Annotated in this window: 14 protein-coding genes; 9 read left to right on the forward strand and 5 right to left on the reverse strand. The window is 67.4% G+C overall.

Annotated elements, in window-relative coordinates:
• Positions 1-132: 132 nt before the first annotated feature.
• Both VGC18_RS09240 and VGC18_RS09245 read left to right on the forward strand, forming a co-directional pair.
• On the forward strand, positions 133-918 hold the full coding sequence (locus VGC18_RS09240; protein WP_331096541.1) for a 2-keto-4-pentenoate hydratase: 786 nt from the start codon (positions 133-135) through the stop codon (positions 916-918).
• 109 nt (positions 919-1027) lie between these two features.
• On the forward strand, positions 1028-1690 hold the full coding sequence (locus VGC18_RS09245) for a GntR family transcriptional regulator (protein WP_331096543.1): 663 nt from the start codon (positions 1028-1030) through the stop codon (positions 1688-1690).
• Positions 1691-1735: 45 nt separating this feature from the next.
• Here VGC18_RS09245 and VGC18_RS09250 read toward each other — a convergent pair whose 3' ends face one another.
• Positions 1736-3058: an MFS transporter gene (locus VGC18_RS09250; RefSeq protein ID WP_331096545.1), complete on the reverse strand. Its 1323-nt coding sequence runs from the start codon at positions 3056-3058 to the stop codon at positions 1736-1738.
• A gap of 45 nt (positions 3059-3103) precedes the next feature.
• Positions 3104-4201, reverse strand: coding sequence for an isocitrate/isopropylmalate dehydrogenase family protein (locus VGC18_RS09255; protein ID WP_331096547.1), 1098 nt, complete (start codon positions 4199-4201; stop codon positions 3104-3106).
• A 75-nt stretch (positions 4202-4276) separates the two neighbouring features.
• Between VGC18_RS09255 and VGC18_RS09260 the strand changes: the two genes are divergently transcribed.
• The 7 genes from VGC18_RS09260 to VGC18_RS09290 all read left to right on the forward strand — a co-directional run bounded on the left by VGC18_RS09260 (position 4277) and on the right by VGC18_RS09290 (position 11020).
• Positions 4277-5185: an NAD(P)-dependent oxidoreductase gene (locus VGC18_RS09260; protein ID WP_331096550.1), complete on the forward strand. Its 909-nt coding sequence runs from the start codon at positions 4277-4279 to the stop codon at positions 5183-5185.
• Between the two features lies 1 nt (position 5186).
• Entirely contained in the window at positions 5187-6176 is a 990-nt protein-coding gene (locus VGC18_RS09265) for a sugar phosphate isomerase/epimerase family protein (RefSeq protein ID WP_331096552.1), read from the forward strand.
• 172 nt (positions 6177-6348) lie between these two features.
• On the forward strand, positions 6349-7137 hold the full coding sequence (locus tag VGC18_RS09270; protein ID WP_331096554.1) for an SDR family oxidoreductase: 789 nt from the start codon (positions 6349-6351) through the stop codon (positions 7135-7137).
• On the forward strand, positions 7134-7772 hold the full coding sequence (locus VGC18_RS09275) for a TetR/AcrR family transcriptional regulator (RefSeq protein WP_331096556.1): 639 nt from the start codon (positions 7134-7136) through the stop codon (positions 7770-7772). The genes VGC18_RS09270 and VGC18_RS09275 overlap by 4 nt, the downstream gene beginning before the upstream one ends.
• Positions 7762-8535: a hypothetical protein gene (locus VGC18_RS09280; RefSeq protein ID WP_331096558.1), complete on the forward strand. Its 774-nt coding sequence runs from the start codon at positions 7762-7764 to the stop codon at positions 8533-8535. The genes VGC18_RS09275 and VGC18_RS09280 overlap by 11 nt, the downstream gene beginning before the upstream one ends.
• Before the next feature lie 8 nt (positions 8536-8543).
• On the forward strand, positions 8544-9821 hold the full coding sequence (locus tag VGC18_RS09285) for an aminotransferase class III-fold pyridoxal phosphate-dependent enzyme (protein ID WP_331096561.1): 1278 nt from the start codon (positions 8544-8546) through the stop codon (positions 9819-9821).
• Between the two features lie 2 nt (positions 9822-9823).
• Positions 9824-11020 carry an MFS transporter gene (locus tag VGC18_RS09290; RefSeq protein WP_331096563.1) on the forward strand — a complete coding sequence of 399 codons (1197 nt, stop codon included), beginning with the start codon at positions 9824-9826 and terminating at the stop codon, positions 11018-11020.
• Between the two features lie 12 nt (positions 11021-11032).
• Here VGC18_RS09290 and VGC18_RS09295 read toward each other — a convergent pair whose 3' ends face one another.
• Genes VGC18_RS09295 through VGC18_RS09305 form a run of 3 tightly spaced genes read right to left on the reverse strand, consistent with a single transcriptional unit; the run spans position 11033 to position 14393 of the window.
• Entirely contained in the window at positions 11033-12349 is a 1317-nt protein-coding gene (locus tag VGC18_RS09295) for a DUF6716 putative glycosyltransferase (RefSeq protein ID WP_331096565.1), read from the reverse strand.
• Entirely contained in the window at positions 12346-13218 is an 873-nt protein-coding gene (locus VGC18_RS09300; protein ID WP_331096567.1) for an N-acetylneuraminate synthase family protein, read from the reverse strand. Before VGC18_RS09300 ends, VGC18_RS09295 begins: the two co-directional genes overlap by 4 nt.
• Positions 13188-14393 carry a cytidylyltransferase domain-containing protein gene (locus VGC18_RS09305; RefSeq protein ID WP_414672872.1) on the reverse strand — a complete coding sequence of 402 codons (1206 nt, stop codon included), beginning with the start codon at positions 14391-14393 and terminating at the stop codon, positions 13188-13190. The genes VGC18_RS09300 and VGC18_RS09305 overlap by 31 nt, the downstream gene beginning before the upstream one ends.
• Positions 14394-14485: the final 92 nt, after the last annotated feature.

The following is a 14485-nucleotide window of genomic DNA, read 5'->3' on the forward strand; positions in this document are numbered from 1 at the left end:
CGGACCGGCGCTGGATCAACTGGTCATCACGACCTCACGCAAAGGGCTCGGCGCACAAGCCGAACCCCTCGCCGGCGCGCTCTTCGCGGTCATGCCCGGCGTCCACGGACGAGCAGCGAAGGAGTTCGCAGCATGAGCATCCCCGCAGGATCGCTGACCGCCGAGTCGATCGCCGCGGCCCTGATCGAAGCCGAGCGCACGGGGAGGACTCTGCCCATAGAGATCGGTCAAGCGCTCGCACCTGGAGTCGGCTACGCGGCTCAAGACATCGAGGTCGCAACCCGGATTGAGGCGGGTGATGCCCTCGCAGGGTTCAAGGTGGGGCTGACTGTGCCCACGGCACAGGCATCGATGGGGGTCGACCATCCGGGCTACGGCCGGCTGCACACCTCCATGCTGCTCTCCTCTCCTGCGGTGATCCGAGTGACGAACGCGCCGCAACCGGTGATGCTGGAGTGCGAGGTGGCCGTCACGCTGCGAGCCGATCTGACGGTCGACCGATTGGAGGAGTTACTCGCCGATCGTGCCTCCGTCGATCTGGCGGTGGCCTCGGTTCACGTCGCCGCCGAAGTGGTCACCGGCCGGTGGGACCGCGCCGTGTCCACGTGGGAGGCCTGGGCCGCGGACAACGGATGCTCGTTCCAGGCCGTCTTCGGGACACCCCAGCAGCGGGTTCCCCTCGGACGCATCTTCTCCGGGACCATCACGGTCAACGGAACTGCGCATGAGGGCCAGTCGGTGCGAGTGGATGACACCCTCGGCTGGCTCGCGAAACAGTTGGCAACAACGTCCACGCCGCTCTTTCCCGGAGCGGTCATCCTCACCGGCGCCGTCGTCGGCCCCGTACCCGTACAAGCCGGAGATGCGGTGGAGCTATCGATCGACGGGCTCGGTGCCGTTGCGGTCCATGTGGAGTGAATGCATAACCCGCACTGATCTGGAGCGACCTTAGGATATGTCCATGCCACTACCGGGGATCGAGGGCCACGAAGAGGAGGCCATACTCACGCGCTTCGCCGGCAGGCAGGTGCTGTCACAGGGCGTTTACGACACCCTGATGGAGCTGTTGATGAACGGCTCCATCGCGCCCGGCGGGCCACTCAGGGTTGATACGCTCGCCCGCGAACTCGGGGTGTCGCAGACGCCGATCCGTGAGGCGCTCCCGCGGATCGAAGCCGCGGGGCTCATCATCCGCCAACCCCTCCGCGGATACCGCGTGGCGCCCCCGCTCTCGCCGGACGAGGTCGACAAGCTCACCGAGGCCCGCTTGCTCATCGAGCCGCACAACACCGCGCGGGTCTGCGAGGCGAAGGATCCTGCGGTGGCGGCAGAGCTTGCCGAGTCGTTGAAGGACATGCGCGCCGCCCCCACCGGCCCGGGCTATCGCGAGTTCCGGCAGCACCTCGAGGCGGATGCGCGCTTCCACTCGATCATCTCCCGCAACTGCGGCAACCGCTTCCTCGGCGACTCGGTCGAGAGACTCGGCTCTCACGTGCAACGGTTCCGTCTCTATAGCGGCGCGGCGGTGTCCGATGCTCACGAGGGAATTGCCGAGCACGAGATCGTCCTGGACGCGATCGTGAACGGCACACCCGAGGAAGCCAGACTGGCGATGGTCATGCATCTGACGAACGTGCGGGAGCGAGCCGAGGCCGACGCCGCGCGGCTCGCCGAGAAACCGGTCGGCTGAGCCGAGGCCCGACGTCTGCCGGGGTCCACTCAGCCGACCGGTTCCTCAGGAACCGTCGCCGACCTTGGTCCGTACGGCTTGTGGCGCCAGGTCCTGTTCCACACGCCCGGCAACCCGGGGAAGGAACATCGTGAGTACCGCACCCACCAGGAGCACACCGACAAGCACCATCTCGCCGACGGTGGTATTGCCGGTCGCATCATTCAGCGCACCGATCACGAACGGGCCGGCGAATCCCCCGCCGAGTGTGCCGACGCTGTTGACGAGGCCCATCACCACACCGACGGCGGCCGGCGCCACCGCCTGTGGCACGAGGGCATAGAACACTCCGAGGTACCCCTGGAAGAAGCCGACGGCGATGATCAGCGCGATCATCGAGAGCACGACCGCCGAGGCACCGATCAGGGTGGAGATCAGCAGGAAGATGGCGCCGATGGTGACCGTGATGCCGATGTGGAACTTGCGGTCACCGTTGCGGTCCGAGTGACTTCCCGTGACGATCAGACCGATCGCCGCCGCGATCCAGGGCAGGGCCGTGATCGCGCCTACCTCGTAGGCATTGCCGTGGGTCAGGTCGCCCACGATCGTCGGCAGCCAGAGCGAGAATCCATACTGGCCGAACTGCAGCAGGAAGTAGATCACAACGAGTTGGATGATCACACGGCTCTTCAGAGCGGAGAGGAGCGTTGCCGGTTTCGGGATGGCGGCGGCGCGGTCGGCCGCGAGGCCGTCCTCGAGGTACTCGCGTTCCTGTGTGGACAGCCACGTGGCATCCGCTGGCCGATCCTTCATGAAGACACCCACCAGGATCACGCCGATGAACGGAAGGGCACCCTCGATGTAGAACATGGCCTGCCAGTGCCCGGTTGCACCGATGATCCAGCCGCTCAGGATCGATGCGACGGCCGAGCTCACGGGAGTGCTCAAGGCGAACAGTGCCATTGCCCGACCGCGCTCCCGACTGGAGAACCAGCGCGCCAGCAGGATGACCAGGGCCGGCACCTGCGCACTTTCGGCCAGTCCGAGAACAAAACGCAGGGTGAGCAGTTGGCCGGCGTTCTGCACCAGCCCCGTGCACATCACGATGAGGCCCCACAGGATTGCTGCGACGATCACGATGCGCTTGGCGCTCCACTTCTCTGCAAGCTTTCCGCTCGGGATCTGGAGCAGGAAGTAGCCGATGAAGAAGATCGATCCTGCCAGGCCGGCGATCGTCGCATCCATGTTCAACGCCTTCTGCATGTACGGGAAGGCGAATCCCAGGTTCCCTCGATCGAGTTGGGAGAGGAAGTTCATGAAGAAGGCGATGGCGATGATGTGCCACAAGCGCGCCCGAGGCAGCCTCGGCGCGCGGATCGAGATTGACATTGCGGTGACTCCTTTGTCGATGGCGGTTATCGGATGGGTTGGTGGTTACTCGGCTGCGGCGCGGAGAGCCGCGATCACGGCCTGACCCGCGGTCTCGGTTGTCGCCGTGCCACCCAGATCTCTGGTGGCGGCCGAGCCGTTCGCGAGGGTCTCCGCGACAGCGGCGTCGACCGCGTCACCCGCTCGGAGAAGGGCATCGTCCGACCGTTGCTGACCAAGCCAGTGCAGCAGCATCCCTCCGGAGAGGATCGTCGCGGCGGGGTTCGCGATACCCTGGCCCGCGATGTCGGGGGCGGTTCCGTGTGCCGGCTGGAACATCGCGTGATCGTCACCGATGTCTCCGGTCGGAGCCATGCCGAGGCCTCCGACCGTCGCCGAGGACAGATCGGAGATGATGTCGCCGGCCAGGTTCTCGGCCACGACCACGTCGAACGACTGCGGCCGCTGCACCTGATAAAGGGTCATCGCATCGACGTAGACGCCCTCGCTGTCGATGTCCGGATGCTCGGCGGCGATCTCACCGAAGATCTTGCGGAAGAAGGCATAGGTCGCGAGGACGTTCGACTTGTCGACACAGGTCACCTTCGGGTGACGGGTCGGATCGACGCGGCTGCGCGTGGCGGCGAGTTCGAACGCCTTGCGCATCACCTTCTCGGTACCGGTACGAGTGGTCACGATGGTGTCCGTGACGACCTCATCCCGCACGTTGGTGCCGGCGTTCCGGGAGGCGAAGATCCCCTCGATGTTCTCGCGGACGACGAGGTAGTCGATGCCCGCGCCATTCACCAGCGGGCTGGACACTCCCGCATAGGTGCGCACCGGCCGGACCCCGGCGTAGAGATCCAGTCCGAACCGAAGGCCGAACATCACGTCACCCGAGACCTCGCGTCCGTCCGGGTGCCGCGCCTCTGGGAGCCCGATCGCGCCCATGTACATGGCGTCGGAGGCTCGTGCCAGCTCGAACTCCCCATCGCTGATGGCCGTTCCGGTGCGCTGCCAACGCGTGGCTCCCGATTCCAGCCGCTCGTATTCCAGCTCTACACCGAAGATCTCACCGGCGGCATCAAGCACACGGATGCCCTGATCGAGCACCTCGGGCCCGACGCCGTCTCCGGGCAGTAGCGCGACGTTGTAACGAGTCATGAATCTCCTTTGAATCTGATTTCCTATAGGATTACTGCTTGACCCGGTGGCTGTCAAGCAGATAGTGGAGGTGCCATGCGCGTCGGTTTCATCGGCCTCGGCAATATGGGGGAACCCATGGCGACCCGACTGGCCTCCGCGGCCATCGATCTGTCCGTCGTCAGTAGGCGATCTGACGTGCGCGATCGTCTGACCGCGGTCGGCGCGGAAGCCGTCGACCGTGCCGACGAGTTGGTCGAGTGCCCGATCCTGTTCACCATGCTTCCCGACCTCCCGGAGACGATGGCGCTTCTTGACTCATCCGGGCTGCTCGATCCTCCTGACAGAGGATTGGACCGCCTGATCGTCGTCATGAGCTCGGTCTCCCCGGTGGCGATGGCCGAGGCGGCAGGAGAGGTGAGCATGTCGACGAACGGCAGCGTACGCCTCGTGGATGCCCCCGTCAGTGGTGGCGTCGGGGGCGCCACAAGCGGCCGATTGTCGATCATGGTCGGAGCGAGCATCGGGGACTTCGAACGCCTCATACCGCTGCTCGAGGTGCTCGGATCGACCGTGCGACGCATGGGTCCAGTCGGTACGGGGTCGCTCACGAAGGCCTGCAACCAGCTGATCGTCGCTGCGACCGCCGCCGCCCTTGGCGAGGCTGTGGTCATCGCCGAAGAGTCGAACGTGGAGGTTCCGGCCCTGCTCGACGTGCTCGGTGGTGGACTCGCGAACTCGCGGCTGCTTCACGACAAAAGACAGAAGATCCTGGACGCCGATTATTCGCCCTCGGGCGCAGCGGGGTATATGTCCAAGGATCTTGCATCGCTGGCCGCGGGTGCGCACGCCGTCGGCATCACCACGCCGGTTACCTCCGCCCTTCGCGAGTTCTATGATCGCCTCGTCGACGACGGCTTCGGGGCCCTGGATCTCATCGCAACCCGGGCAGAGATCCGCCATCTGTCTGGGCGCATGGACACGACGCCGAGAGAGAGGGATTGACATGACCGACTCTGCAGCGAACAAGCTCACCGCCGAATCGTGGCCCATCACCGCGGCCACACTGCAGTTCTCCGACACCACGTCCGCCGGTATCTCGATGCAGGATGCGGCCGTCGACGAGTGGGCGACCGTGCTTCGGGAAGTACGTGACGCGGGTTTCGCCCACGTCGACGTGTTCGACAGTTGGCTCCGCCCCGGCGACCTGAGCGCGTCCCGCCTCGACGACTACCTCGCCCTCACTCGTGAGGTCGGCATCGCCTCACCCTCGATCAGTGCCGTGCGCAGGAGCGTCATCGACGCCGAGAGCGGAGAGGCAAATCTGGCGTACAGCCATCGCACGCTCGAGGCCGCCGCCCATCTCGGAATGCGAGTCGTCTCGTTCGGCCTGCACCAGACGCTGACCCCGAGACAGCGGGAACAGCTGTGGTTCTGGACGGTGGAGGGCCATCACGATCCGGTCGGAGACGCTCATGTCTGGGGGCTGGCGGTGTCGCGAATCCGCGAGCTCGGCCGCCATGCCGCCGAGCTCGGACTGATCGTTTCGCTCGAGATGTACGAGGACACCTACCTCGGCACGGCGGAATCCGCGGTCAGACTGGTGGAGGAGATCGGCCTTGACAACGTCGGGATCAATCCCGACCTTGGCAACCTCGTCCGGTTGCATCGGCCGATTGAATCGTGGCGGGACGCCCTACTTCGTGTGCTCCCCTATGCCAACTACTGGCATGTGAAGAACTACCAGCGTGATGAGGATGTCGCGCGCGACTGGTACACGGCGACGCCGTCTCCCATGCCATTCGGCATCATCGACTATCGCTGGGCGCTGGAGACCGCGATCTCGTTCGGGTTCCAGGGCATCCTCTGCACCGAGCACTACGGTGGCGACGGCCTCAGTGTCGCCGCGTTCAACCAGGACTATCTTCGGAGCCAGGTGCTGCCGAGGACGTCCGACTACGCCCTCGGGCAGAGCAGAGTCCGGCAGCAGCACTAGATGCTCGAAGGTCGCGGCGGGTGACCGTTCCACAGGCCCATGTTTCCCCCGCCGAACAAGCGTGTTTCCGGCGGGTAAATCTCGCCCGTTCCATCTTGTAGAAGCGAATCCGGGTCCGCACAATCGCCTTATTGGACAATCGTCCAAGTCGGACGACCAGGAATTTCGCCTCATGGACAACCCCACCAGAACGGCGGTCATCACGGGCGCGAGCTCGGGTTTCGGTGCCGAGTTCGCCCGGCGTTTCGCCGACGACGGGTACGCGCTTGTCCTCATCGCCCGCCGGCACGACCGCCTGGTGGCGCTCGCCGACGAGCTGAGCGCACGACACGGCACGACCAGCGTCGTCATCGCCGCGGATCTGACCGATCCGACCGCACCCTCGAGCATCGCCGAGGAGCTCCAGGCCCGGGGCATCCTGGTCGACGCCCTCGTCAACAGCGCGGGCTTCGGCACGGCCGGTCCGTTCGCGGTCGACGACCCGACTCGCATCGCCGACGAGATCCAGGTCAACGTCGCCGCCCTCACGCTGCTGACCCGCCTCCTGCTCCCCGGGCTGATCGATGCTCCCGCGGGAATCCTCGTCAACGTCTCGAGCACCGCCGCCCACCAGCCACTTCCGAACGCGGCCGTGTACGGGGCGACCAAGGCCTACGTCACCTCGTTCACCGAGGCCGTCTGGCAGGAGACCCGCGGGACGGCAGTCAGGGTGCTCGGCCTGTGCCCCGGCCCGACGGAGACAGAGTTCTTCGCCGTGGCCGGCAGCGACCGGTTCAAGGTCGGGCAGATGCTCTCCGTCGCGCGTGTGGTCGACATCGCCTTCCGGGCGCTCGGACACGGCGGCTCCGGACCGACCGTGATCGCCGGCTGGCGCAACCGGGTCACCGCCCTCGCGGCGCGCCTCGTGCCCCGCCGACTCACCCTGGCCGTCGGCGACCGGCTGATGGGGGGTCCGCGGTGACCAGGATCCCGCTCGAGGAACGACGGCGGGCCCTCATCTCCGCTGCGGTGCGGGTGGTCTCCCGCGAGGGCGTTGCCGCCGCGACCACCCGGGCCATCGTCCTCGAGGCGGGCATGCCCCTCGGCGCCTTCCACTACGTCTTCGACTCGCGAGACGAGCTGCTCGCGGCGGTGATCGACGCGGTCACCGAAGAAGAGCGTCTCGCCGCCGAGGCCGTGCTCGGCCGGGACACCACGAGGCCTCCACAGCTGAACGACGTGCTGTCCGCGGGACTCGATCGGTACATCGACCTGCTCGTCGCCGATCCCACGAGAGAGCAGGCCCTGTTCGAGCTCAGCCTCTACTCGCTCAGGAACGAGGCGCTGGCGGGGATGGCGCCGCGCCAGTACGAGATCTACTACCGCTCGGTGCGCCGGAGCCTCGAGCTCGCCGCCTCCGCGTGCCGCCATCGCTGGGACACTCCGGTGGATCGTGTCGCGCACCATCTCGTGGTCGCCCTCGACGGCGTCACCACCACCTGGCTGGCCGATCGCAACACCGCGGCGGCCCGCGATACCGCGCTCTTCGTCGCCGACTCCGTCGCCCGGCTCGCCCGGTCGATCGACCTCACCTCCCAAGGAACCCATGCTGACTGAACTCGACCCGCGCGTGCGCGCATCCATCAACCTCTACGCCGTCCTCGGCTCCCTGCCGCTCCTCGCCGAGAGGGTCGGCGAAGCGCGAGCGCTCCTGCACCCCCTCTCGACGCCGACGGCCCTCCACGTCGCCGTCCGCGGCGGACCGCACGGGGACATCACCTTCTCGTCCGAGGGGGTGCGCATCGGCAGGACCGACGGTGCCGCGAGGGTCACGATCGCCTTCACCTCGCCCGAGCACTTCAACCGGGTGATCGACGGCACCGCCCAGCCGATCCCGCTCGCCGGCGTCCGGGGCATCCGATTCCTCACCTCCGTCTTCGCACCCATCTCCGCGATTCTCGGACGCTACCTGCAGCCGAGCGACGACGATCGCGCCGACCCGGTCTTCCGGGAGGACAGCACGATGCTGAGCCTCCACGTCGCCGCGGCCGCCATCGCCGTCGTCGCCAACGAGGACCGGAGCGGACGGTTCAGCAGCGGACTCATCCCCGACGGCAACGTCGACCTCGAGGTCGGCGAGAGCCTGCGTTATCAGCTGCGGGTGCGCGAACACCGGATGACCTTCGAATCGCAGCCGACACAGCCGCCGCGTGCCGCGCTCCGATTCCAGAGCCTCGCGGTGGCCGGCGGCATCCTCTCGGGGGAGCTGAGCGCGATGGCCTGCATCTGCGACGGCAGCCTCTCGATGCGCGGCTTCATCCCCATGGTCGACAACGTCAACCGCATCCTCGACCGCGTCGGTCACTACCTCGGAAAGTGAGCTCGTCCATGCCAACCGCCCTCGTCCCCACCGCCCCATACGCCTACCCGAAAAGCCGGGCCGCCTTCGAGCGGGCGACCCGAGTCATCCCCTCCGGGATCTACGGCCACCAAGGCCCGTCGGAGGGTCTGTACATCCCCCAATCCTCGTTCCCCCTGTTCTCCTCGCGTGCCGAGGGCACCCGCTTCTGGGACCTCGACGGCAACGAGTACATCGACTACATGTGCGGCTACGGACCCAATGTGCTCGGGTACGGCGACCGGGACATCGCCGCCGCGGCCGAAGCCCAGGCGAAGCTCGAGGACGTGGTCACGATCCCCTCGAGCATCATGATCGACTTCGCGGAGCTTCTCGTCGAGACGGTGGAGAGCGCCGATTGGGCCTTCTTCGCCAAGAACGGCGGCGACACCACGACCCTGGCGATCATGACCGCGCGCGCCGCCACGATGCGCAAGAAGATCGTGTTCATGAACGGGTTTTATCACGGCGTCGACCAGTGGTCGCAGAAGCTCGACTACCCCGGTGTCCTCGAGGAGGACGTCGCCAATAACCTGTACGTCGACTTCAACGACATCGGCGCCCTCGAGAGGCTGCTGAGCGACAACCGCGGCCAGGTCGCCGGCCTCATCGCCCAGCCGTACATGCACGGCAATTTCATCGACAACGCCCTGCCCGCCGACGGTTACTGGCAGGCGGTGCGACGGCTGTGCGACGACCACGGCGTGGTGCTCATCGTGGACGACGTGCGCGCCGGGTGGCGGCTCGACCTCGCCGGAAGCGACCATTTCTTCGGCTTCCGGGCCGACCTGATCTGCTTCTGCAAGGCCATCGCCAACGGCTACAACGTGTCGGCCCTGTGCGGCAGGGAGTCGCTCAAGGAGACGGTGAGCAGCATCAGCTACACCGGAAGCTACTGGATGAGCGCGGTGCCGTTCGCGGCCGGGATCGCGACCATCACCAAGCTGAAGGAGCTGGATGCCCCGGCGCTGTTCCGCAGACTCGGCACGGACCTGACCACGGGCCTCACCGCCGCGGCGGCCGGACACGGCTTCGATCTCCACGTCAGCGGTGCACCGGCGCTGTTCTATCTGAGGATCGCAGACGACGATTCGTTGCTCCTCCATCAGGAGTGGGTCGCGGAATGTGTGCAACGCGGCGTCTTCATCACCTCGCACCACAACCACTTCATCAACGCCGCGCTGACCGATGCCGACATCGGCCGCACCCTGGAGATCGCCGACGAGGCCTTCGGCATCGTGCGTGCCCGCCACCCCGAGCTGGGCTGACGATGGACGACACCACGGCCGTCTCCGGCAGGAGGCTCTCCCTCGCAAGGATCACGGTGAGCGCGGGCTACGCGGCCCAAGGGCTGGGCTACGCCGTCGTCGTCACCGCCCTGCCGGTGCTCAAGCAGCGGCAGCATCTCGACGACACGGGCGTCTCGCTCATCATCCTGCTCGTCTGCCTCGCCGCCGCAGGCGGGTCGCTGCTCGCCGACTGGCTCGCCGTCCACGGGGGCAGCCGCACCGCCATCGTCGTCGGTCTGCTGCTGGAGGCCGTCGCCCTCCCCGCGATCGCGAGCCACATCCCGATCGTTCCGTTCGTGCTGGCGTTCGCGGTGTACGGCCTCGGCCTCGGGACGGTGGATGCCTCGGCAGGGATGCAGGGAGTGCTCGTGCAGAAGCGCGAGGGCAGATCGGTGATGGGTGGTTTCTTCGCCTGTTATACCGGCGCCGCGATCGTCGGGGCGCTGCTCATGTCGGCAGTCGCCACGACCCCGGCTGGAGCAAGCCTTGCCCTCCTGGTCGCGACCGCCGTCGCAGCCGTCGTCGCACTGGTGGGCGCACGACGGTTCGATCCGGAGCGGGCCACGGCCACCACCAAGGAGCAGAAACGACGCGACCCCCTGCCGCGCACCGGCATAACGATCTTCGGCATGGTCATCCTGGCGGCCTTCGTCGCCGACTCCGCGGTGAGCACCTGGAGCACGGTCTATCTTCAGGACGGTCTGCGCCTCACCGTCGTACTCGCCCCGCTCGGATACGGCCTGTACCAGGTCGCGATTCTGATCACCCGACTGCTCGCCGACCTCGTGGTACGCCGCGCCGGGAGGATCCCGCTCGCGATCGTCACCACGATCGTCGCGGTGGTGGGGTGCTGTCTCGTCGCGATCGTTCCCTCCCCGATCGCCGGCCTCCTCGGGTTCGCCCTCGCCGGCGTCGGGGTGGGAGCTCTCGTCCCGCTCGCGTTCAGCTCGGCCGGTGAGCTCGATCCCGCCCGGAGCGACGAGATCGTCGCCCGCGTCAACCTCTTCAACTACGCGGGAGCGATCCTCGGGGCGGTGCTTCCCGGCCTGCTCTCCGGGTCCACCGGGCTCGGAGTGGCCTTCCTCATTCCCGCCGTGCTGCTGGTGCCCATCCTGGTGCTGGCCAGGCACTTCGGCCAGGGGAACGAGACCACGGGCGGGGCGCTGGCGGCCGAGTGACCCGGGGGAGCCTCAGCGCGGCTGCTCGACGAGCTCCGAGATGTCCTCCTGCTCGGTGGTGAGCACCTCGTCGTCCTGGCGGGCGGCCGCGGGCTTCCGCATCATCCGCTTGAGCCGGCGCAGCACCGCGAGGGCCCAGCGCGCCGGCGTTCCGATCACCAGCGCGATGGAGCCGCTCCAGGAACGGTCGAACCGTCCGAGGGCCCGCTTGCGATCCCAGGCGCGCCTGAGCACCCCGCCGAAGGCGCCGTGCTTCAGCGGTTTGAGCTCGAAGTCGCCGCTGGCCCGCTGGACCAGCAGATCCTCGATTCCGTGCACCCAGTCATCCTGATCGGGACCGTGGAAGTAGTTGTCCTCGAGCCAGCCGCGGTTCGGGCGTTTGAACCGGCCCTCCACGATGTCTGCGCTGTTGCCGAAGAGCCCGCTGCCCTCGAACACCGTGTTGATCAGCGCGGCGCTGACCCCGAAGTCGTCGATGATCACCACGGGCATGTCCAGGGCGATGGCCTCGATCGCGGCCGTCGAGCTGATCGTGACGAGCGCGGCGGCACCGGCGAGGTGCTCGGACATCGCGCCCCCCGCCACCACCAGGTTCTGCGGGGCCGGCGGGTCGAGCTCGGTCATCAGATCGGCATAGTCGTGACGCTCCGCGTGGGTCTGGGCCTCGCCCCTGGTCGCGCGCACCTTCACCACCACCCGACGATACGGATGCCGGCGTGCCGACTCCGCGAGCCAGCTCAGCAGGGCGAGGCGGTCGTCCTTCTCCCAGGGGACCTTGGCCTGGGCGGCGAAGATGACGTCGCCGTCCTGTCCCTGACCCGGGCTCTTGTGCGGCAAAAACGGCAGCGTCGCCAGGCCGAAGATCTGCCGGATGCCCATCCGTTCCGCGAGCGCGGAGAACTCGCGCGTCTCTCGCCTGCTGTGCAGCACGAACAGGTCGACCTGAGCGCGATGGGCGATGGCCTTGCGGGTGGCGGGAATGGAGATCCCCGGCAGCCCGCTCACGATCACCGGACGCACCCGTGCGGCACCGACGACGGCCCGGACGACCACCTTCACGAGCGGGCCGCGCACCGACAGCAGCACGACGTCCGGCTGCGTCTTGGATATCCGCACGGCCAGTGCCGACAGGTCGACGATGGTCGGGGCGCCGAGGTGATCCATGCCGTTGAGCGCGGCATCCAGTTGATCGGAGCTCGGGAGCACGGGACTGGCCAGGACGAGTAGCGTCCGCTCCCAGTCCTCTGGGGCCTGGGCGAGCAGGGCCGCGCCCCATTTGACGTACGAGTCGGAATCCGCGATCGCGAGAATCCTGGTCGGGCCGCTCAAGCCGGAATGCGGCGCAGTTTGGCCTGCGGCGCCAGTTCTCCGGGGAAGACGCGCTTCACTCCGTCGCCCATGGCCTCCTCCACGATGCGGATGTCCCGCACGAGGTGCTGGAATCCCTGCGGCTCCAGCGACGCGGCGTGGTCGGATCCCCACATCGCCCGGTCGAGGGTGATGTGGCGCTCGACGGCGACGGCGCCGAGGGCGACGGCCGCGATGGAGATCTGCAGGCCGCGCTCGTGGCCGGAATAGCCGATGGGGACGCCGGGGTAGCGATCCTGAAGCGTCAGGATGGTACGCAGGTTCGCCTCCTCGGGGGGAAGCGGGTAGGTGGACGTGGCGTGCAGCATCACGAGGTTGTCGGTGCCCAGCACCTCGACGGCCCGATCGATCTGCTCGAGCGTGGACATCCCGGTCGAGAGGATGATCGGCTTGCCGGTCGAGGCGAGCACCTCGAGCATCGCCAGGTCGGTCACCGACGCCGAGGCGACCTTGTGCGCCACGACGTTGAGGTCCTCGAGGAACTCGGCGGAGGGGATGTCCCACGGGGAGGCGAACCAGTCGAGTCCGCGGAAGGTCGCGTAGTCGCCGATCTCGACGTACTGCTCGCGGCTGAACTCGACGCGGTAGCGGTAGTCGAGGTAGGTCATCTGGCCCCAGGGCGTGTCCCTCGGCGTGTTCTTCATGTGCTCGGGGGTGGAGATCGCCGGCGTGCGCTTCTGGAACTTGACGGCCTGGGCGCCGGCCTCCGCGGCGACGTCGATGAGCTGCATCGCGAGGTCGACGTCACCGTTGTGATTGAGTCCGATCTCGCCGATGACGTAGACCGGCTCGAACTGACCTACCTGGTTGTGACCGATTGAGACAGCCATGGTTCCTCCCACTTTTCCTGAACGGACGATCGTTGTGATTGAAGAACTCGTTCCGCCAGCTCGCGGACGGCGCCGTATCCGCCTGGGCTGGCGAGCACGACGCGAGCGGCGGCGATGACCTCCGGAACCGCCCCGGGGACGGCGATCGGCCAGCCGACGATGCTCAGGCATCCGAGATCGTTGACGTCGTTGCCGAGATAGGCGATGCGGTCGAGGGCCAGGCCGCGTTCCAGGGCCCAGGTCGTCAGCGCCGCCGCCTTGTCGTCGATCCCCTGCATGACCTCGACCTTGAGCTTCGCTGCACGGGAGGCGACAACCGGATTGGCCTCCGTCGACAGGATGAGCACGGGGATGCCCGCCTCGCGCAGGAGACGAACACCCAGTCCGTCCGACCTGTTGGCGGTGACGAATTCGGCGCCGTCCGATCCGACGAGCACCCGATCGTCGGTGTGCACGCCGTCGAAGTCGGTCACGACGGCGTCCGCTTCGATCGACTGGCCGGCCAGGTCGGCATCGACGATGGGGGCGAGGGCGTTGGCGATCTCGAGCTCGTCCACCGTGTCGATCTCGATCGCCGCGCGCTCGTCGACGATCGTCACGCCGATGCGACCGAAGAAGCGGAAACCGGCCTTCCTGAACCCCGAGCCGCGCAGCACGTAGAAGGCGCCGGTCTCGCGGTAGTAGGGCTCCCTGTCCTGCCGACGCGGACGGACGGATGCGTCATGGCCCACGCCGTCCGCACCGTCATCGGAGATGCGCCACAGGAAGGCATAGGTCTCCACGGCGGAGAAGACGACGTCCTCCCGGCCGCCCCGGACGCGTTCGATGGCCTCGTCGATCTCGGCGGAGGCGATGAACGGCGAGGTCGCCTGCAGGAACACGACGATGTCCGGCTCCTCGTCGAGGCCGTCGAGCACGTGCAGCAGCGCCGACTCCGAGCTCGCCTCGTCACCGGACAGCTGGGCGGGGCGGTCGACGACCTCGGCACCGGCTGAATGGGCGGCGGCGGCGATCGCCGCGTCGTCCGTCGTGACGATGACCCGGTCGACGAGAGCGCTGGAACGGGCGGAGCCCACCGCCCGCACGATGAGAGGAACCCCGCCGACCCTGCGCAGGTTCTTGCCAGGGACGCCCTTGGAACCGCCTCTGGCAGGAATGATGGCCACAACGCTCATCCGTCACCCGCCCTTTCCCGATCCACGATCTAGTGAGACTAGGAAGGCGGGACGGCGGGCAACTGGACGGCACGTGAACGCCGGGCGTCGGA

This window comes from Lacisediminihabitans sp. (assembly GCF_036404185.1).
Classification (GTDB): Bacteria; Actinomycetota; Actinomycetes; order Actinomycetales; family Microbacteriaceae; genus Lacisediminihabitans.